22 protein-coding genes are annotated in these 17,084 nt (G+C 48.6%); 19 read left to right on the top strand and 3 right to left on the bottom strand.

What is annotated here, in order from left to right; genetic code table 11:
* Window positions 1-212: 212 nt before the first annotated feature.
* Window positions 213-1,259 carry a phage portal protein gene (locus KO533_RS16460; RefSeq protein ID WP_219255176.1) on the bottom strand — a complete coding sequence of 349 codons (1,047 nt, stop codon included), beginning with the start codon at window positions 1,257-1,259 and terminating at the stop codon, window positions 213-215.
* A complete protein-coding gene (locus KO533_RS16455) occupies window positions 1,259-3,022 on the bottom strand; it encodes a terminase ATPase subunit family protein (protein WP_219255225.1) in 1,764 nt (587 codons plus the stop codon). The genes KO533_RS16460 and KO533_RS16455 overlap by 1 nt, the downstream gene beginning before the upstream one ends.
* 158 nt (window positions 3,023-3,180) lie before the next feature.
* On the opposite strand from KO533_RS16455, the gene KO533_RS16450 reads away from it, so the two are divergent.
* From KO533_RS16450 to KO533_RS16400, 11 genes are all read left to right on the top strand, one after another.
* Window positions 3,181-3,990: a GPO family capsid scaffolding protein gene (locus tag KO533_RS16450; RefSeq protein ID WP_219255174.1), complete on the top strand. Its 810-nt coding sequence runs from the start codon at window positions 3,181-3,183 to the stop codon at window positions 3,988-3,990.
* 9 nt (window positions 3,991-3,999) lie between these two features.
* Window positions 4,000-5,004 (top strand): phage major capsid protein, P2 family, encoded by a 1,005-nt coding sequence (locus KO533_RS16445; RefSeq protein ID WP_219255172.1) that lies wholly within the window; start codon window positions 4,000-4,002, stop codon window positions 5,002-5,004.
* A 2-nt stretch (window positions 5,005-5,006) separates the two neighbouring features.
* The gene (gene gpM, locus KO533_RS16440; RefSeq protein WP_219255170.1) at window positions 5,007-5,708 is read left to right on the top strand and encodes a phage terminase small subunit; all 702 of its coding nucleotides are present in this window, start codon (window positions 5,007-5,009) and stop codon (window positions 5,706-5,708) included.
* 101 nt (window positions 5,709-5,809) lie between these two features.
* Window positions 5,810-6,271 carry a head completion/stabilization protein gene (locus KO533_RS16435; RefSeq protein ID WP_219255169.1) on the top strand — a complete coding sequence of 154 codons (462 nt, stop codon included), beginning with the start codon at window positions 5,810-5,812 and terminating at the stop codon, window positions 6,269-6,271.
* Complete coding sequence (locus KO533_RS16430) at window positions 6,271-6,489, top strand: tail protein X (RefSeq protein ID WP_119978193.1); 219 nt, start codon at window positions 6,271-6,273, stop codon at window positions 6,487-6,489. The genes KO533_RS16435 and KO533_RS16430 overlap by 1 nt, the downstream gene beginning before the upstream one ends.
* Before the next feature lie 2 nt (window positions 6,490-6,491).
* Complete coding sequence (locus KO533_RS16425) at window positions 6,492-6,869, top strand: putative holin (RefSeq protein WP_012197334.1); 378 nt, start codon at window positions 6,492-6,494, stop codon at window positions 6,867-6,869.
* Window positions 6,866-7,189, top strand: a complete 324-nt coding sequence (locus KO533_RS16420; protein WP_219255167.1) for a phage holin family protein — start codon at window positions 6,866-6,868, stop codon at window positions 7,187-7,189. The genes KO533_RS16425 and KO533_RS16420 overlap by 4 nt, the downstream gene beginning before the upstream one ends.
* Window positions 7,190-7,194: 5 nt before the next feature.
* Window positions 7,195-8,019: an N-acetylmuramidase family protein gene (locus KO533_RS16415; protein ID WP_219255165.1), complete on the top strand. Its 825-nt coding sequence runs from the start codon at window positions 7,195-7,197 to the stop codon at window positions 8,017-8,019.
* On the top strand, window positions 8,003-8,473 hold the full coding sequence (gene lysB / locus KO533_RS16410) for an Rz-like lysis system protein LysB (RefSeq protein WP_219255163.1): 471 nt from the start codon (window positions 8,003-8,005) through the stop codon (window positions 8,471-8,473). Before KO533_RS16415 ends, lysB begins: the two co-directional genes overlap by 17 nt.
* A gap of 125 nt (window positions 8,474-8,598) precedes the next feature.
* Complete coding sequence (locus KO533_RS16405) at window positions 8,599-9,072, top strand: phage tail protein (RefSeq protein ID WP_219255161.1); 474 nt, start codon at window positions 8,599-8,601, stop codon at window positions 9,070-9,072.
* Window positions 9,054-9,515 carry a phage virion morphogenesis protein gene (locus tag KO533_RS16400; protein ID WP_219255159.1) on the top strand — a complete coding sequence of 154 codons (462 nt, stop codon included), beginning with the start codon at window positions 9,054-9,056 and terminating at the stop codon, window positions 9,513-9,515. The genes KO533_RS16405 and KO533_RS16400 overlap by 19 nt, the downstream gene beginning before the upstream one ends.
* A gap of 62 nt (window positions 9,516-9,577) precedes the next feature.
* Here the strand turns inward: KO533_RS16400 and KO533_RS16395 are convergent, their stop codons facing one another.
* Window positions 9,578-10,732 carry an acyltransferase gene (locus KO533_RS16395; RefSeq protein ID WP_219255157.1) on the bottom strand — a complete coding sequence of 385 codons (1,155 nt, stop codon included), beginning with the start codon at window positions 10,730-10,732 and terminating at the stop codon, window positions 9,578-9,580.
* 326 nt (window positions 10,733-11,058) lie between these two features.
* Between KO533_RS16395 and KO533_RS16390 the strand changes: the two genes are divergently transcribed.
* From KO533_RS16390 to KO533_RS16355, 8 genes are all read left to right on the top strand, one after another.
* Window positions 11,059-11,685 (top strand): phage baseplate assembly protein V, encoded by a 627-nt coding sequence (locus KO533_RS16390; RefSeq protein WP_219255155.1) that lies wholly within the window; start codon window positions 11,059-11,061, stop codon window positions 11,683-11,685.
* The gene (locus KO533_RS16385) at window positions 11,682-12,038 is read left to right on the top strand and encodes a GPW/gp25 family protein (RefSeq protein ID WP_219255154.1); all 357 of its coding nucleotides are present in this window, start codon (window positions 11,682-11,684) and stop codon (window positions 12,036-12,038) included. Before KO533_RS16390 ends, KO533_RS16385 begins: the two co-directional genes overlap by 4 nt.
* Window positions 12,031-12,960, top strand: coding sequence for a baseplate J/gp47 family protein (locus tag KO533_RS16380; RefSeq protein WP_219255152.1), 930 nt, complete (start codon window positions 12,031-12,033; stop codon window positions 12,958-12,960). Before KO533_RS16385 ends, KO533_RS16380 begins: the two co-directional genes overlap by 8 nt.
* Complete coding sequence (locus KO533_RS16375) at window positions 12,953-13,705, top strand: phage tail protein I (protein WP_219255150.1); 753 nt, start codon at window positions 12,953-12,955, stop codon at window positions 13,703-13,705. The genes KO533_RS16380 and KO533_RS16375 overlap by 8 nt, the downstream gene beginning before the upstream one ends.
* A complete protein-coding gene (locus KO533_RS16370) occupies window positions 13,705-14,235 on the top strand; it encodes a hypothetical protein (RefSeq protein WP_219255148.1) in 531 nt (176 codons plus the stop codon). Before KO533_RS16375 ends, KO533_RS16370 begins: the two co-directional genes overlap by 1 nt.
* A gap of 2 nt (window positions 14,236-14,237) precedes the next feature.
* Window positions 14,238-15,470: an SUMF1/EgtB/PvdO family nonheme iron enzyme gene (locus KO533_RS16365; RefSeq protein WP_219255147.1), complete on the top strand. Its 1,233-nt coding sequence runs from the start codon at window positions 14,238-14,240 to the stop codon at window positions 15,468-15,470.
* A gap of 28 nt (window positions 15,471-15,498) precedes the next feature.
* Window positions 15,499-15,777 carry a hypothetical protein gene (locus KO533_RS16360; RefSeq protein WP_219255145.1) on the top strand — a complete coding sequence of 93 codons (279 nt, stop codon included), beginning with the start codon at window positions 15,499-15,501 and terminating at the stop codon, window positions 15,775-15,777.
* A 125-nt stretch (window positions 15,778-15,902) separates the two neighbouring features.
* Window positions 15,903-17,075 carry a phage tail sheath protein gene (locus KO533_RS16355; RefSeq protein ID WP_219255223.1) on the top strand — a complete coding sequence of 391 codons (1,173 nt, stop codon included), beginning with the start codon at window positions 15,903-15,905 and terminating at the stop codon, window positions 17,073-17,075.
* The last annotated feature ends 9 nt before the right edge of the window (window positions 17,076-17,084 follow it).

The raw sequence follows: 17,084 nt of genomic DNA, 5'->3' as shown, positions 1-17,084 counted from the left end.
CGTTTTTTTGCGTTTTTTGTAATGGGGTTTCGTCAGTGAAAGCCTCCAGCGCTGGCGCGGTTTTAGGGGATTGCGTTACTGCGTTTTTTTCACCCGATAAAGCGCGCAGGCGTGGCGTGGGTCTGACGGCGCGCGCTGGGTTGAAAGTGGGGGTAAATCGCAGGCAATAAAAAACCGCCCGAGGGCGGTTGATGGGAATGGGGTTCCGATAGTTACTTGGCTTCGGTTGCGACCGCCAGTTGGTAAGGCTTGAAGCGGACTATCTCTTCGCCGGCCCATTCGTTGATGGCCAGTAGTGATTGGCGAATACAATCCAGTTCGTTAGCATCAAATACCTGTGCGGCCTTGCCGGCATCACCAAAGCCGCCGGTATTGTTGGGCACAATTCCCATTAGCTGAGGCGGTACGCGGTGTGATGCCAGCTGGTCGTCACGGCTGACGTTCTTAATACTCAAAAACTCATCATTCGCGGCAACTTCTGCCACTGGGATTAATTTGATCCCATCCTTATTGCCACCTGGTGCATGCAGAAATAGATTGCGGAAGTTACCAGGGCCTTTGCTGTTTCTTAGGGATTCACGCAGCTTGTCGACGTCTTTCTCATTCACGGTTGAGTCGGTGAGGTACATGATAAATCCAGCGTGACTACCGTTCTCATAGTACCGACGCCTAAACAGGGTCGCGCTCTCGTTTAACAATGATGAGTTCATGCTAGCCACATAGTCGGGGATACCATAAACCTCTTGGTTTAGGTCTGGATCTTTTACATGAAAGATTGATGCTTCGGGAAACTCCATTTCCTCGTGAAAATTAGGTACCCACCAATACTGATTAGGTTTAATGCCTACTCGAGTATATTTAGCCGGCGAGGCTTGATACTTCAATGCTCCGCCAAGGCGATTCTTAATGACTTGCACATAGGCATTATCAAAAACCAAATAGTCGAGCACAATGGCGGAAAAGTCATACAGGCTGAGCTTAGGATGCGGGATAAAACAACTTTTTAGAATGTTGCGCTTTACCTGAATTGCGCTGGCATGATGCACAGAAGCACGATAAATCCGACTTAGGCCCGTCAAGGACAGCGGCGGCTCATAGTACTTGCCGTTAGACATGGCCTCAAGATAGTCGAAAATCTCCCGCTGGCTCAGTACCGGCATGGGGGCGCCAAAGGTAAAGGTCTCAATTCGTTGCTCTTGCGGCCCTTGCTGCTGTTGCGGTTTGGCTGTCATAGCTCGAGCCTTTCTATATTTTGCCATTAGTCGTAAATCTCCAACGTCGATGTACTGGTGCCGCTGGTATCCAGTGGCTCATTGTAAAGTGCATGCATTGCCGCCCACGCGATATCGGCGTGGCTAATTTCTTCGCTGCGAGCGGATTCATAGGTAACTTGTTTGCCGCTAGCTGTCAGGGTTTTACGGATGCTCATAAATGCCTGGGCGAGGTCGGTCCAACCTGCGTCATATTCCAAGCGGCCTTTGCTGATCACGTCATAGGCCTTGATCACCATCTGACTTTTCAGCACAGGGTTGTAGAGGAATGGCGTGACCTGTGGGAAAAACTTCTTCACCAGTTGATACACTGCCTCACCAAGACCCGTGGTATCGATACCGATAAAGGTCACGTTGTATTTATTGCAGATATCCTGAATTGCTTTGGCCTGCGCCTCAAAGTCCATCCCGTTCCAGCGGTGTTTTTCAATCACGCGGAACTTACCGCCTGGCACAGCAGGTGGGCAGATCACAATGCAACCGGCGCTATCACCTTTGCCGCCTTTGTTCGGGTCATAACCAATCCACACTTCACGGTGAGCGAGCGGTCTTGGTGCAAAGGGTTTGTAGTCTGTCCACACTTCCCACGAGTCAACCATGCAGCGCTGCATCATCACCATAGGGAACACTGACATAGTGTCGTCGATGAACTCGCACATCAGCAGGTTTGAATATTCGTCAGGGCTGTACTCTAAGTGCAGGGTATCGGGGTCGAATAAGTTGCAACCTTTACGGATAGCATCATCGACCGTAACCACTTGCCGCCATTGACCATCCTCACATCTGCGGCCATTTGCAAGAGCACTGTGGCTCACATCAATCTCAATACGATCGGCTTTAGGGCGGCCACGGTTAAACAATGTGCCAGTCCAAAACGGGTAGGCGTCGTGGGTAATCGATGACGGGGTAGATATGTAGGTTTGGCGCCATTTTGCATGGATAGCCATACCTGAGGCGACCTTGCGGAACTCTTGGAACTTGTGGATCCAGAAGTACTCATCCAAATACAGGTTGCCGTGGTACGACTGAGCCGTTCTGGCATTGGTGCCCAAAAAGTACAGAATGGCGCCATTGTGCAGCACAATCGGGTCGCCCTTGAGTTCAATGCCGGTAACATCCTTCACGAACTGAATGATGTACTGCTTAAACACATGGGCCTGCGCTTTACTGGCCGATAAGAAGATTTGGTTACGGCCCGTTACTAGGGCATCGATAATGGCTTCATGGGCAAAATAGTACGTCGCGCCAATTTGGCGAGACTTTAAGATGTTGCGTATACGCTGAGTTAAGCCTGCGGTGTACCATTCCTTTTGATAGGCAAACATCGAGCCTTGGAACGCATCAATCAGCTTTTCCAAATCCTCTTCGCTTACATGGTTCTTCACCGGCGGCTTTTTAGGTCCAGCATTGCGGTTTTGTACGTTCGGATTGAGGTCTGCCTCATTACCGCCATTGTGATAGCGAGTGATGCGCGCAATTCGTTCCAGCTGCCGACCGAGTAGGTCTATCTCCTTAAAATCCTTGCCGTCTTTATCCTCTTTGTTGATGAGCTGCAGCATGCGCATTTCAAGCGCAGAGTCCACCCTGTCAATGGGTTTGGCATCTTCCCAGGCATCGCGTTTTTTCCAACTCGACACGGTACTTTCAGGCAGTTGTAAATGCTGGCTAATCTCGCGGACAGCCCAGCCTTGCCAAAAAAGGGTTTTGGCAGATTGGCGTTGATTCTTATCTGTGGAGATTTGGGGATTCAGTTTCATGGCGCCAGTGTAAATAGCCCAATACCGAAAACCCTGCTGTTTAAGCGGTATCGGTTTCCTTATACCGCCCGAAGCCCTTGCCCATCATCGCCTTGCTCTTGACCATACAGGCAGCAGTTAACAGACCTAATTCAACCCCAAAGGGCGACAAAATGGCTAAGAAATCGAAATTTTTCCGTGTATTTACTGAAGGACATACGACCGACGGCCGAGTCGTTGAGCGTCAGTGGATCTTGGACATTGTAGAAACCTATAACACCGCAAAGTATGGCGCCCGTATTTGGCTTGAGCATATTCGCGGTATTACCCCTGACAGCGCATTTAAAGCCTATGGCGATGTGACCGCCGTAAAGGCTGAAGAAGTCGATGGCAAATTAACTCTGTTCGCGCAAATTGAGCCAACAGACGAACTGATCGCCATGAACCAGAAAAAGCAAAAAGTGTATACCAGTGTCGAGATTGATCCCGACTTTGCCAAAACAGGCAAATGTTATCTCTCAGGCTTGGCAGTCACCGATTCCCCCGCATCCCTTGGCACTGAAATGCTGGCGTTCTCCGCAACCTGCAAAGTCAACCCGCTTAACTCGCGCAAGCAACGCCCTGAAAACTTATTTACCTCTGCCGTGGAAGTGGATTTTGAATTTGAAGAGGTCAGCGACGAGCCCGGGCTATTTGCCAAGGTTAAAGCGCTGCTCGGTAAAAACAAGGCAGAAGCCAAAACCGACTTTGCCGATGTGCATCAGGCCGTTGAAGAAATCGCCCAAGCCGTTGCTCATGCTGAAACGCAATTCGGCAGCAAGGTCACCAAAGGCATGGAAGATTTGACCAAGTTGCAAACGGATTTTAATGAGCTCAGCACGCAATTCAATGCACTCAAGACTCAGCTCGAAAAAGAAGAGCCAACAGGCCAACGACGTTCACCCGCAACCGGTGGCGACACCAACATGAAAACCGATTGCTAAGGAGCAAACATGCGCAATACCACCCGTACACTTTTTAACGGTTACCTAGGCCAAGTCGCCACGCTCAATGGCGTAGAAACAGCAACCGCCAAATTTACCGTTGAACCAACAATCCAGCAGACGTTAGAAACGCGAATGCAAGAAAGCTCGCAGTTCTTGACGATGATTAACGTGGTACCTGTCACCGAAAAGTCAGGCGAAAAGTTAGGCCTTGGCGTTAGCGGTACGATTGCCGGCACGACCGACACGACCCAAAGCGATCGCCAAGCCATTGATCCAACCGATTTGGATGCGCTGGGTTATGACTGTACCCAAACCAACTTCGATACGGCGCTTCGTTACGCCAAAATCGATATGTGGGCCAAGTTCCCTGATTTTCAGGCGCGTATTCGCGATGCTATTTTGAAACAGCAAGCGCTCGACCGCATCATGATTGGCTTTAACGGTACCAGCCGTGCGGCTACCTCTAACCGCGCAAATAACCCATTGCTGCAAGATGTGAATATCGGCTGGCTGAAAAAAATTCGCCAGCATGCACCGCAGCGCCATATGGCTGAAGTGATTGAAGGCTCGGGTAAAATTGTTATCGGCACCGATTACGCCAACCTCGATGCTTTGGTATTCGACATGGTGAACAACATGATTGACCCATGGCACCAAGACGATACTGAACTGGTTGTGATTTGTGGCCGTAAGCTATTGGCTGATAAGTATTTCCCAATTATCAACAAAGACAACGTCCCCACGGAAACCATGGCCGCTGACATGATCATCAGCCAAAAACGCATTGGTGGATTAGGCGCGGTGCGTGTGCCGCATTTCCCTGCTAACGCCTTGCTGGTCACGCGCCTGGATAACTTAAGCCTGTACTGGCAAGAAGGCGCTCGCCGTCGCAGTGTGATTGATAACCCTAAACGCGATCAAATCGAAAACTACGAATCATCAAACGATGCCTATGTAGTTGAAGATTATGGTTGCACAGCGTTTGCCGAAAACATTGAGATGGGAGCATAGCCATGACATCACCCGCCCATAAACGCTTTCATGGCGTGTTAGCGGCAGCGCGGGGAACGGATTCCCCCTTAAGCGCTCGCTCCGAAAACACCTACGAACTCATGCTTATGCAGCTTACCGAGCATCGCCGCATCCTAAAAACGGTGCAGGCGCTTGCACGTAAGCTGCAGGCCAAGTCGCAGTTCTTACCTGAATATGATGCCTATATCGATGGCACCATTAAGGGCGACAGTGGCGTGCAGGATGAAGTGTTCGTCACTGTGCTGCTGTGGCATATCGACGTTGGCAACATCGACCGCGCGATAGAGCTGGCCGCATACGCGCTAAAACATGATCTGGTGATGCCAGACCGTTTTGAGCGCAATCTGGCTTGCACCATTGCTGAAGAAATTGCTGAAACTGCCGCGCGCGTGATTGAAACTGAAACCCCAGTAAAAAGTGAGCAATTAAAGGCTGTGCTTGAGCTTACGGCCGAGTGCGACATGTACGACGAAGCGCGCGCTAAGTTGCTGCGTCAAATGGGGCAAGCATTTGAAGCTGAAGGCGAGTTAACCGCTGCGCTCGACGCCTATCAACAAGCATTAGCCCTAAACGATAAAGTAGGCGTGAAGAAGTTTATCGAGAAAGTCACTCGTGATCTTAAGAACGCCGACAAACAAACAACCGAAAGCACTGAGCCGGCAACGGCAGGCAGTGCTGGTTAACCGAGCGACCCTCGCAACCCGTGCGGCGCTGGCCAAGTAGCGTTATCCAATTTCACTACTTAAGCCAGCCCACCGCACAACCTAGCCGCAAGCAGGTAAACATGAGTTTTATTGCCCCAGCCACTAGCGCAGCACCAAGCACGATTACCAACAGCCCGTTTTGGCCTGATTTTCAGTTAGCGACATTGCGCGATGCCATGCGCCTTGATGGCACAGTGACAAACGCACGACTTGAGCACGCAGTCATCAATGCAGCACTGCAGGCAAACAGTGATCTCAAGGATTGGCGCATCGGGCAGCAAATCTTGGGCTTTGACGATTTAGAACAAGTGCCAGCCGAGCAAATCAATGGCCAGAGCATCTATTTGCAATTGTATTTACGTGCGGTGTACTGCCTCACCAAAGCCAATCTCATTGAGCGTTATAGTGATTTTGATAGCACTGCTAAGGGGCTAAAGGCGGGTGAAGTGCTTGGTGATAGCGTTGACGATCTTCGCCGTGATGCACGCTTTGCCATTCGCGACATCTTAGGCGAAAGCCATGTCACGGTGGAACTGATTTAATGAGCAGCTTGCAGGCAGTGCGCAGCATAGAGGGCGATACCGTCGATAAGATTTGTTATCGATACCTTGGGGTAACGGCGGAGATCACTGAGCAAGTGCTAGACGCTAACCCGCAGCTGGCCGCCATCGGCCCTATATTGCCAAACGGTACGCTGGTACTTCTTCCTGTGCAGGTGGCCGCGCCGACACAGCCAAACTTTATTCAACTATGGGATTAATGATGAGCGAGCCAATTTCAGCGACATCAGCCACATCTGCAGTCGTCACCGCCAGCGTGCTTACATTAGTGCCAGGGGCTGAACCTGCAGTCATGATCGGCGCGTTTACCGGTGCAGTGTTGTTCATTATTTCGAATGACGCTGCGGGGAATTACCAGCGTATCGGACTGTTTATCGTGTCATTTTTGGGCGGCGTACTGTGCGCCAATTGGGCCGCCAATGCCTTGAGTGCATTACTGCCAGATGCCTTGCAGGTCAATGTGGGCATGGCGGCACTCATTTCATCCGCCTGTGTTGTGCGCATGCTGCAGTATTTTATGAAACTCACCAATAACCCAGAAAGTTGGCTCAATGCCCTGCGTGGGCTTAGGGGGAAATGATGCTGATCATCAATGCCATTATTTGCAGTTTGATTGTGTTGCGCCTGGCGTTGTTTGTACGAACAGGGCGGCATCGAATCTTCATCAGTATTTGCGCCTATCTCATCACCGTTGCTGCAGGCATTGAGGTCATTCTCACTGTGTATGGCGTCGCCACAGTGCCGAGTTATGCGGAGGTATTTCTAAAGGCCACGCTCTGCATCGCCATTTTCCAAGTGCGGGGCAATGTTGCGCATCTGCTGCAACTTAATACGAATAAAGCCGGCAGCAGGCTAGTGCGCATTCCCCGCCCACAAACATTCAAAACCAAGCATAGGTAATTGAGATGACGCTAAGAAAAGGCAGCAATGGCACGGCAGTGCGTGATTTACAACAACGGCTCAATGCCGCTGGCGCATCATTAGTCGTGGATGGTTGGTTTGGTGATGCAACCCAAAAGGCCATCGAGCAATTCCAAGACAAGCAAGACTTACCGCGCACCGGCTACGCAGGGGTAAGAACGCTGGCGTTGCTCGCCGGCGAAAGCCGCAGCAAGTTTATTCAGCACTCACAATTAGCTGATGCTGCAATCGTGCTGGGCGTCTCGTTTGCCGCCATGGCCAGCGTGGCAGAAGTGGAATCTAACGGCTTTGGCTTTTTCGCCTGTGGTAGGCCCACGATTTTATTTGAGCGGCACGTATTTTATCGCGAGCTATTAGAACAAGGCGCCGCAGCGGCAGCAGAGCTTGCGGCTAAGTACCCGAATATTTGCAACCCAGCCCGCGGCGGTTATACCGGCGGCAGTGGTGAGTATCAGCGGTTTGCTATTGCGTACCAGCTTAATCCAGAGGCCGCGATTTGCGCCTGCAGTTGGGGCATGTTTCAGATCATGGGCTTTCATTGGCAAGCCTTGGGCTATCCGTCGCCGCAGGCATTCAAGCAAGCCATGGATATTTCAGAGGGGGAGCAGCTCAAGGCTTTAGTTAAATTTATTGAGGCAGACCCTATTTTGCATAAGGCACTCAAAGCGCGTAAGTGGGCCGAGTTTGCCAAGCGCTACAACGGCCCCGCCTATAAAGAAAATGACTACGACATTAAATTAGCGCGCACACATCAGCAGTTTACTGCCGCGAGTCAGCAGCAGGGCGCCGATAATGTTGTCGCTGCTTAGCCGGTTTATTCAGCCATTTGCAGGCTATTTAATTGTCGCCGCTATCGGGATTGCGCTCACTATGGCGGGCGTGATTTATCAGCAGCAAGAGCGGCTTAGTCAGTTGCAGCAGACGCAGGGCGCAATGCTGCAATCGCTGACACAAACATCACAGTCCTATTTTGACTTAAAGCAGCTATCAGCCGAAAACCAGCAAGCGCAGGCAGAGCTGCGAACGCAGCTAGCCAGCGTGAGCAGCACTAGCCAATACCGGAAAAACAAAATCGAGGAGCTAAAACGTGAACTTAGTGATGTTAAAGCCTGGGCTGATACTTTGTTGCCTGATGCTATTCACCGGCTGCACCAGCGCCCCGCCATTAGTGGCAGTGCAGAGTACCGTCGTTGGTTGTCCACTCGTGATCCCTTGTCTGTTGCCGGCGAGCAATCCTATCAACAATCAAGGGATAAGCAGTGAGCTCGATACCTGCGAAACGGCATGGCATGACTGCGCTGCGCAAATCGATATGATCATCGACTGCCAGAATAAGCAGAAAGCTAAACAGCAAGCTAAAGACTTAAGTCAGAAAGAAGGGAAACGCCATGAATAAGCCGGCGCAGCTGCGTGAGTTGTTATCCAGTCACGTTCCCCACTTGCAACAAAACCCTGATTGCCTACACGTCTTTATCGAGAACGGCAGCATCATCGCCACCGGTGCAGGGCAAAACCTCAGTTTTGAGTATCAATTCAACTGTGTATTAATCGTGACGGACTATGCCGCCCATGCTGATACGCTTATCGTGCCGATTTTAGGCTGGTTGGCCACACAGCAACCTGAGCTATTATTGAATCCAGACAAACGCGAGACTGGCTTTAAATTCAAAGCCGAAATCATTAATCACACCACTGCTGACATCGAAATTGTGTTGGCATTAACTGAGCGAGTAAAAGTTGTTGCGGGTGATAATATGCAGCTTGAAGTGACACACTTACCTGAGCCAGTTTTCAATGACGAAGCGATTGATTGGACGCTTTACACCAATGGAATTGAAGTGCCATGGCCTCCGACGATTTAACCCGATTAAATGAGTTGTTCGATGGGCTAATACAGCAATTATCTCCTGCAGCGCGCAAGCAACTAAGCCGCGATATTTCAAGGCGCTTACGAGCAAGCCAGGCGCAGCGGATTAAACAAAACAAAGCACCTGATGGCGCAGCGTTTGAGGCTCGAAAGCCTCAGCCAACATGGGCGAAAAGGCTTGGGGCTATCAAAAAGAAACTGATGTTCCAGAAGATCATCAGGCAAAAATACTTAAAGCCTGAGTATTCAGCATCAGCAGCCAGTGTTGGGTTTACGGGGTTTATTTCCCGCGTAGCGACCGAGCATCAATACGGCTTGAGAGGGCGGATAAACGAGCGGATATCGGTTCAATATCCGCAGCGGGAGTTGTTGGGGTTCACGGTTGATGAACAGGATATGATAGAAGATATTATCGTCAGGTTTTTACTGATTAGATAGTTTTCTGTAAATCCAAGAACACGTATTTTTAAAAAATGGCTCACTCTGGTTGCTTTTAATTTCTACGCATCATTTTTTTGATTTTTCAATTCAGGATAGTTTTTACAGGCATCATTAGAACCATTGCTTTTTGCATTAAGTCTTTGACCTGTAAGTTCAATATATTTGTAGGTTATATTGGATATTGCAATAACTATCATAACAATAAATATAACTACAGCATTGTTTGTAAAAGTGTGTCCGAAATCCAAAAATCTAATGCCATCTTTCATGGTCGTAAATGCGTTACCTGTTACTTTATGCAAAATGATCGCGATTGAAGTTAAGCAAAAAAGAACAGCAGTATGAGTCATATATATAGAATATGATAGTTTTCCTAATAACTGAAAACATTTGGCTCTAAGTAGTCTAGATATGGCACCAAACTCGAAGGCAAAGAAAAACACAGTGATCATAAACAATACTGAGGAAATTGATGAACGATGATTGAATTGTGATTGCACAGCAAAGATGATCATCGACAACAACAGCAACTCCAAGCATGTACCAACGATTACACTTAGCTTAAATGTAGTTACGGTTTGCAAAAACAACCAATAGGTAAAAGCACCACCAAAGAAACAAGATACTCCGCGTAGTACCTCTGATGTAATGAGTGATGATTGCGAGTATATTAGAGAAAAAGCAATGATTGAAGTGATCGCCCAAGCAATTACCTTGTAATTATTGAAAGCAATTATCGAGCAAAAAAACAAAGCATACATGTAAAATTCAATACTGATACTCCAAGACGGATAGTTGAATGATAATGGGTCGGTGTATGAGCTCCAAGACTGTATAAGCAATAAGTTAGGGATTATTTCATTAATAGCAAAGCTATTTGTAAAAGGTATATTGTTAAATATAAATCCGCCAAACTTATAGGCAATTAATTTACCCAGTTCAAGCGTAAATATCACCAAAAACATAAATATATGTAGCGGGTATATTCTAAAAAATCTAGATCTCATGAAGGATGTAAACTTCAAATTTTTTTTATAAGCATATCCATGAGCCAATACAAATCCACTTAACACAAAGAAAAAATCTACAAAAATAGAACTACCTCTAAAAAATTGCAACTCAGTAATAGAACCTACTAAATGCATGTGAAAAACCACAACCGCAATTGCGCAAATACCTCGAAATGCATCCAGCGCCTCAAATCTTTTGTTCAATGTTTTATGCTCAAAAATTATTTTGCTTTATTATACACTTTTATTTTTGAAAAATGCGAACCTAGATTCCCAAGCACTGGCCCACTCTAAATAAATCGTAAATGATAAAATCATGGCCATTCCCTAACGGCTAGGCTAACGACACTCTGTGGCATTACTAAAATTTGGTACACAAGTTAGCTCATTAACCAATCCCCAAGTTAACTTGGCACTTATTGGGGGGCACAAATGAGTTTAAAAGATGTAAAATAATATTTTGCGCTATAACTTCTCACATACCACCCAAAGCCTTTGCGGCTAGCCATACAACTGGCAACCATAGCTGCATGAACACGACCGCTGCGATTGCCGAACTTACACGCCGTATCGATAACCTTTTACGCATTGGCACCGTTGCCGAAGTAAAGGGTGATTCGTGCCGCGTAAAAACTGGCGAGTTACTTACCCAGTTTCGCCCCTTTTTTACTCGTCGTGCCGGCACGGCAAAAACCAGCTGGCGCCCTACCGTTGGCGAGCAAGTGATGCTGTTATCGCTTAGTGGCGACCTCACAAACGCTTATATACTTCCCGCCCTTTATAGTGATGAAAACCCAGAGCCTGACGATAACGACAATCGTGAGCGCACTACCTATCCAGATGGCGCAGTGATTGAGTACGACCCAGATACCAGTTCGCTTAAGGTGACCGGCATTAAAACTGCCACCGTACAGGCTAGCGAGAGGGTGACTATTGACTGTCTTAATTCAGTATTTACGGGCAATGTGCTGGTCAAGAAAAAGCTCACAGTGGAACAGGGCGCAAAAGTTACAGGGGCGATTGACCATGCAGGCAAGCTGACTAACAACGGCGGCATGGTGATTACCGGCGGAGCAAGCATCGATGGCATCAATTTTGGCACACATAAACATGGTGGTGTCGATGCTGGCTCGGGCACGTCGGGAGGCCCGCAATGATCACGAACAAAAATTGGCAAGGTATGAATCGTTTCACCGGCCAAAGTATTAGCGAGTCGCAGCACATCAGCCAAAGTATTCAGGATATTTTAACCACGCCATTAGGTTCGCGCGTGATGCGCCGCGACTATGGTAGCGCCATTTTTGAACTTATCGACCAGCCCCAAAGCGCCGCTGTAAAGCTGCAGATTATGGCGGCAGCAGTTATCGCGCTAACCCGTTGGGAGCCGCGTATTCGCATTACTGAGATTGAAATTATCAGTGGCGGCAGCGACGGTAAAGTGCAATTCAACTTAGTGACCGACCGCATCGACACTCAACGCGCCCAATTATTCGAGGTCACATATGGCTGAGCTAATCGACTTATCTAAAGTTCCTGTGCCTGACATTATACAGCTGCTGAGCTTTGAGCAGCGCTTTGCTGCGCTCAAGCAATTACTGATAGATATCGACCCCAGCTATGAAGCTGTGGTGGCACTAGAGTCGGACCCTATCACCAAATTACTGCAAGTATTTGCCTATCGTGAAATGCACTTGGTTGCGCAAATGAATGATGCCACTCGCGGTAATATTTTAGCCTCATCAACGGGCAATAACTTGATTGCACTTGGCTCACGTTATGACCTCGCGCCACTAGTTATCCAAGTGGGAGATGCGACTGCAGTACCGCTAATCCCTGAAATTTTAGAGGATGAGCAATCCTTTAAGCGCCGCGTGCAAATGGCATTTGATGGTTTAAATACGGCAGGCAGTATCGACGGTTACATTTTTTTTGCATTGGGCGCTGATGGCCGTGTGGCAGATGCTAAAGCCGTGAGTCCTGAGCCCTGTGAAATGGTGGTCACCATTCTATCTATCGAGGGTAATGGCACTGCCAGCAATGAGCTTCTTATTAAGGTACGTGACGTCTTCGGTATGAGTGCCGATGGTTTATCCCAGTCAAATACCCCATCAAAAGTACGACCGCAGGGCGATAGAGTCACCATTCAAGGTGCGAACATTATTAGCTACAGTGTGCAAGCAGTGCTGCAACTCTTGCCTGGACCTGATGCGCAAGTGGTGTTAGCCGCAGCCAATCAAGCCTTGGCACTCTACCAAAAAGAACAGCGCCGCTTGGGGGCTGATATTACCCGCTCGGGAATATATAAAGCGCTGCATCAAAGCGGCGTCAATAACGTCAATCTGATTAGCCCATCCGCTGATGTAACCGTACTTGACCATCAGGCTGCGTATTGCACCAGCGTTACTGTTTCTATTGGGGGCGTAGGTGAATAATTGGGTTTCATCATTACTGCCACCCAACGCTTCAAAACTTGAGCGCGATATTGAAAAAGTGATAGCCAGTTCTCTAGATTTACCTTTGTCTATTGCTGATCTGTGGGATCCGTTTCGCTGCCCATTGTCTTTGCTGCCTTGGCTAGCATGGGCCTACTCAGTCGATCAGTGGGCAGACAGTTGGCCTGAGAGCGTTAAGCGCCAGGTGGTTAACGATGCTTTCGATATTCATCGCCACAAAGGCACTCCCTACGCGGTGCAGCGAGCACTTAACAGCCTAGGTATTAAAACCAATATCCTAGAGTGGTGGGAAAGTGCCGGCAGCAATGTGCGCGGCACGATGAAAGTGCTCGCGTTAGTTAACGACAATATCACTGATGAAAATGAAGGATTGATCACCGCCAAAATGCTCGCCATGGTGACAGAGGCAATTCGCGCCTCAAAGCGTGGCTCGATCCATTTTGATGTTGAGCTTGGTATCTCATTTGAAGAATCGCTTTCCATTGCCGCGGGTATTAGCCCTAGCGTTGGTATATCTGATATCGATGCTGATTCTAATGGCGTTCGCCCTGATGATGTTATTGCCTTAGCTGGCGTATTTGGAACCTCGCATCGTATCGACTGCATCGATATCGATTACCTGTTATCTCCAGTGCTACCTGACGAATTGTTATTTACCCACAGGCTTGCGGCGGTGTCGCATCAACTAATTATCTCTGAACACGAATTAACGGGAGTTGTGTAATGGCACTCACACTGCAATTTACCGAGGCTGGCCTTGCCGCTTGCTTATCAGCAAAAGACAAAGGGCTGAGAGCCGAGATCACTCACATGGCGTTTGGCTCAAACGCCTATACGCCCTCTAAAACCCAAACCAGCTTGAGTGCTGAAAAAGAACGCATTGCCATTTCTGACTATCAAGATGGCGGTAAGAGTCTGCGGATGGCTGGCGTATTTGATGGCGAACTGGAGTACGCCATCAAAGAGATAGGGTTTTACATTGGCACGACTTTGCTGGGCGTATACAGCGCACCGAACAAGACGCTGGGCTACCGAACCCCAGCTGTAAAAGTCGTGCAGTGGTTTACGTTAAATATTGAGTCGCTGCCAACCGACAGCATCACAGTGGTGGTGGGCGCTGAAAACCTGAACCTGATTTTAGACAAAGAGTTTATCGCGGGCTGCACAGCATTTTTACAAAATGCGGCGGCAGTTATTAAAAATGCTCACTGGAACATGCAACTCAGTGAGCGCATTAGACAACTAGAGGGATAATTATGAGCTCGATTGCTGAAGAAATTGCGGGGCTAAAAGTCGCGTCCGCAACACAAACTGCCGCATCACAGGCGTTATCGCAAGAAGTCGCTGGCAAGATGGCGGCTATCGATAAAAAAACTAATGACTCCATTGCTAAGGTCGAATCAACCTACGAGCAAAAAGCGGTCGGACTGACCATTATCGCCACCGACGGCTACAAAAAAGCTATCGAGCACAATTCTGGCGGTCGCAATACGGTGGTGTATGACGCCCAGGGCAATCCTAATATTATGTGCGTTATCCCACGCTTCAATATTGAAGACCTAGGGCTGGTTGACTTAAACCTTGGCACAGGGGTTCATCCTGCGTTCCAGACTAACGGCGTACCACGCGGCGAGATATTAATCGGCAAGTATTTAGCCTCAACAGCCGCGAATGGTAGCGCAGTGATTGGTGGCGTACAGCCGCGCACATCCGTTAACTACGATGTCGCAAAAGAGTTGTGCACGCGCAAAGGCGCAAATTGGCACATGATGTCTGTACATGAATGGGCTGCTATTGCGCTGTGGTCATTAGGTAATGGGACAGTACCGCGAGGCAACACAAACGATGGTCGTTCACACGAGAAAAAATGGGAAACCGCTCGGCGCTCTGATAATGGCACACCAGGGGACCTGAGCGGCACGGGTAGGACTGACACAGGCAAAGGACCCGCAACTTGGAATCATGACCATACCAATTTTGGCGTGTGTGATTTAGCGGGCAACGTCTGGGAATGGTTAGATCAAATGAAGTTAGACGATGGTCAGATTATTACAACTTTGGACAATAACCCCGCTGTGGCTGAAGCAAACTGGCATAAACACACGGCTTATTTTGATTCAGCAACTGATAATCAAGTTGGTTCTGGTAGTGCAGGAGCCCCCATCCTCAGCAATGCAGTGACTAAGCGCAACGGTCCGATGAATGATGATTCAAACGATTATCCATATCTAACAGCACCGCACTTTGCAACTATCACGAAATCGGTAAGTTATGTACCTAACGAGCTAATGCGTAAGCTGCTAATTGAATCAGCTGTTACTGCAACGGTGCGGGGTTACATTGGAGCAAGAAATTATGGCGACCGATTCCCCCTCCGTGGTGGCGGTTGGTATGATCACTCGAGCGCAGGACTGGGGGCGCTTAACTTACTCTATTCGCGCGGAATCGCCTACAGCAGCTTTGGTTTCCGTCCGGCTTTATTTGTGTAGTGTCATTTAAATTTGTGGAGTAACAACAATGAATTTTACGTATCTTTTTAATGGTGCCTTACACTCTGACGTCTCACTCGAGTATATGGAGCAACTGGGAATGAACCCCGAGCAAATTAAATCAGTGCTCGCCCAGCGCGACTTTGAGTTGTCGCAAAACATCGAAAAACGTAAGGCTGCGTATCGAGAAGAGTCAGATCCGCTTTACATGGAATGGCAATATGATGTAACAGCTGAGAGTGAACAAGCGTGGCGCGATAAGGTGGGGCAGATAAAACAACGCTACCCAATTGCAGAGGCTGAATAATTTACAACACCCCTAAGTTTTTAGGTCAATAAACGACTCTTACCACTCAAACCAGTAGCACCGCTCCGGTGTGCTCTGCAAGCTTAGCCCTGCTTAGTTTTGCAAAACCCACAGCACCGGAGCTTATTATGGATTATCACCACGGGGTCCGCGTCATTGAAGTCAATGATGGCACCCGAACTATTCGTACAGTATCAACCTCAGTCATCGGCATTGTCTGCACCGCTAGCGATGCTGATGCAACACTATTCCCGCTAAACACCCCAGTGTTGCTAACCAATGTCATGCAAGCCATTGGCAAAGCTGGCACCTTAGGTACGTTAAAACCCACACTCGAAGCCATTGCCGCTCAAGTGAATACACTTACCGTTGTGGTTCGTGTTGAGCAGGGAGCGGATGAAACAGCCACAACGGCGAATATTGTCGGCACTGTAACCCCACAAGGGCAGTACACAGGCCTTAAAGCATTGCTGGCTGCACAGTCTTTACTTGGCGTTAAGCCTCGCATTGTTGGCACTCCAGGATTAGACACCTTGCCAGTTGCAACTGAACTTGCTGCGACCGCTAAAAAGCTGCGCGCCTTTGCCTATATCAGCGCTTATGGCTGCGCCACCAAAGAAGAAGCCGTGGCTTACCGTGAAAACTTTGGCGACCGTGAAGTGATGATCATTTGGCCTGAGTTTGTTGCTTTTGATACCGTTGCCGCCGCAAGTGTAAACGCGACCGCGACCGCTCGCGCATTAGGTTTACGCGCACGTATCGACAAAGAAGTCGGTTGGCACAAAACCCTATCGAACGTCACCGTTAACGGTGTTACCGGTTTAAGCAAACCCGTGTATTGGGATTTGCAAGATCCTTCTACCGATGCTGGCTACCTAAACAGTAATGAGATCACCACCTTGATTAACCAATCAGGTTTCCGTTTTTGGGGCTCGCGTACCTGTTCGGAAGATCCCTTATTCCAGTTTGAAAACTACACCCGCACCGCGCAAGTGTTGGCTGACACCATTGCTGACGCACACATGTGGGCTGTTGATAAGCCAATGACCCCAACATTGGTTAAAGACATTATCGAAGGTATTAACGCTAAGTTTCGCGAGTTAAAAGGCCTAGGATATATCGTTGACGGCCAAGCGTGGTACAGCGAAGACGTTAACGACGTCAGCACGATTAAGGCCGGTAAGTTGTATATCGATTATGACTACACCCCAGTGCCTCCGTTGGAAGATTTAACCTTCCGTCAAAAAATTACCGACCGTTATTTGGTCGACTTCGCGTCCGCAGTCGCTGCGGCCTAAGGATAACCC

The sequence above is a fragment of the Shewanella sp. NKUCC05_KAH genome, from assembly GCF_019345585.1.
GTDB classification, from domain to species: Bacteria; Pseudomonadota; Gammaproteobacteria; order Enterobacterales; family Shewanellaceae; genus Shewanella; species Shewanella oncorhynchi.
The sequence above is the reverse complement of the archived record's forward strand: the minus strand, read 5'-3'. Positions and strand labels throughout refer to the sequence as shown.

Bases quoted from the DNA above. Each gene is read 5' to 3' on its own strand.
- KO533_RS16390 (WP_219255155.1), top strand. From the start codon at position 11,059: ATGAACACGACCGCTGCGATTGCCGAACTTACACGCCGTATCGATAAC.
- gpM (WP_219255170.1), top strand. From the start codon at position 5,007: ATGACATCACCCGCCCATAAACGCTTTCATGGCGTGTTAGCGGCAGCG.
- KO533_RS16405 (WP_219255161.1), top strand. From the start codon at position 8,599: ATGAATAAGCCGGCGCAGCTGCGTGAGTTGTTATCCAGTCACGTTCCC.
- KO533_RS16435 (WP_219255169.1), top strand. From the start codon at position 5,810: ATGAGTTTTATTGCCCCAGCCACTAGCGCAGCACCAAGCACGATTACC.
- KO533_RS16430 (WP_119978193.1), top strand. From the start codon at position 6,271: ATGAGCAGCTTGCAGGCAGTGCGCAGCATAGAGGGCGATACCGTCGAT.
- KO533_RS16400 (WP_219255159.1), top strand. From the start codon at position 9,054: ATGGCCTCCGACGATTTAACCCGATTAAATGAGTTGTTCGATGGGCTA.
- KO533_RS16370 (WP_219255148.1), top strand. From the start codon at position 13,705: ATGGCACTCACACTGCAATTTACCGAGGCTGGCCTTGCCGCTTGCTTA.
- KO533_RS16450 (WP_219255174.1), top strand. From the start codon at position 3,181: ATGGCTAAGAAATCGAAATTTTTCCGTGTATTTACTGAAGGACATACG.
- KO533_RS16460 (WP_219255176.1), bottom strand. From the start codon at position 1,259: ATGGCAAAATATAGAAAGGCTCGAGCTATGACAGCCAAACCGCAACAG.
- KO533_RS16385 (WP_219255154.1), top strand. From the start codon at position 11,682: ATGATCACGAACAAAAATTGGCAAGGTATGAATCGTTTCACCGGCCAA.
- lysB (WP_219255163.1), top strand. From the start codon at position 8,003: ATGTTGTCGCTGCTTAGCCGGTTTATTCAGCCATTTGCAGGCTATTTA.
- KO533_RS16365 (WP_219255147.1), top strand. From the start codon at position 14,238: ATGAGCTCGATTGCTGAAGAAATTGCGGGGCTAAAAGTCGCGTCCGCA.
- KO533_RS16420 (WP_219255167.1), top strand. From the start codon at position 6,866: ATGATGCTGATCATCAATGCCATTATTTGCAGTTTGATTGTGTTGCGC.
- KO533_RS16445 (WP_219255172.1), top strand. From the start codon at position 4,000: ATGCGCAATACCACCCGTACACTTTTTAACGGTTACCTAGGCCAAGTC.
- KO533_RS16380 (WP_219255152.1), top strand. From the start codon at position 12,031: ATGGCTGAGCTAATCGACTTATCTAAAGTTCCTGTGCCTGACATTATA.
- KO533_RS16360 (WP_219255145.1), top strand. From the start codon at position 15,499: ATGAATTTTACGTATCTTTTTAATGGTGCCTTACACTCTGACGTCTCA.
- KO533_RS16415 (WP_219255165.1), top strand. From the start codon at position 7,195: ATGACGCTAAGAAAAGGCAGCAATGGCACGGCAGTGCGTGATTTACAA.
- KO533_RS16425 (WP_012197334.1), top strand. From the start codon at position 6,492: ATGAGCGAGCCAATTTCAGCGACATCAGCCACATCTGCAGTCGTCACC.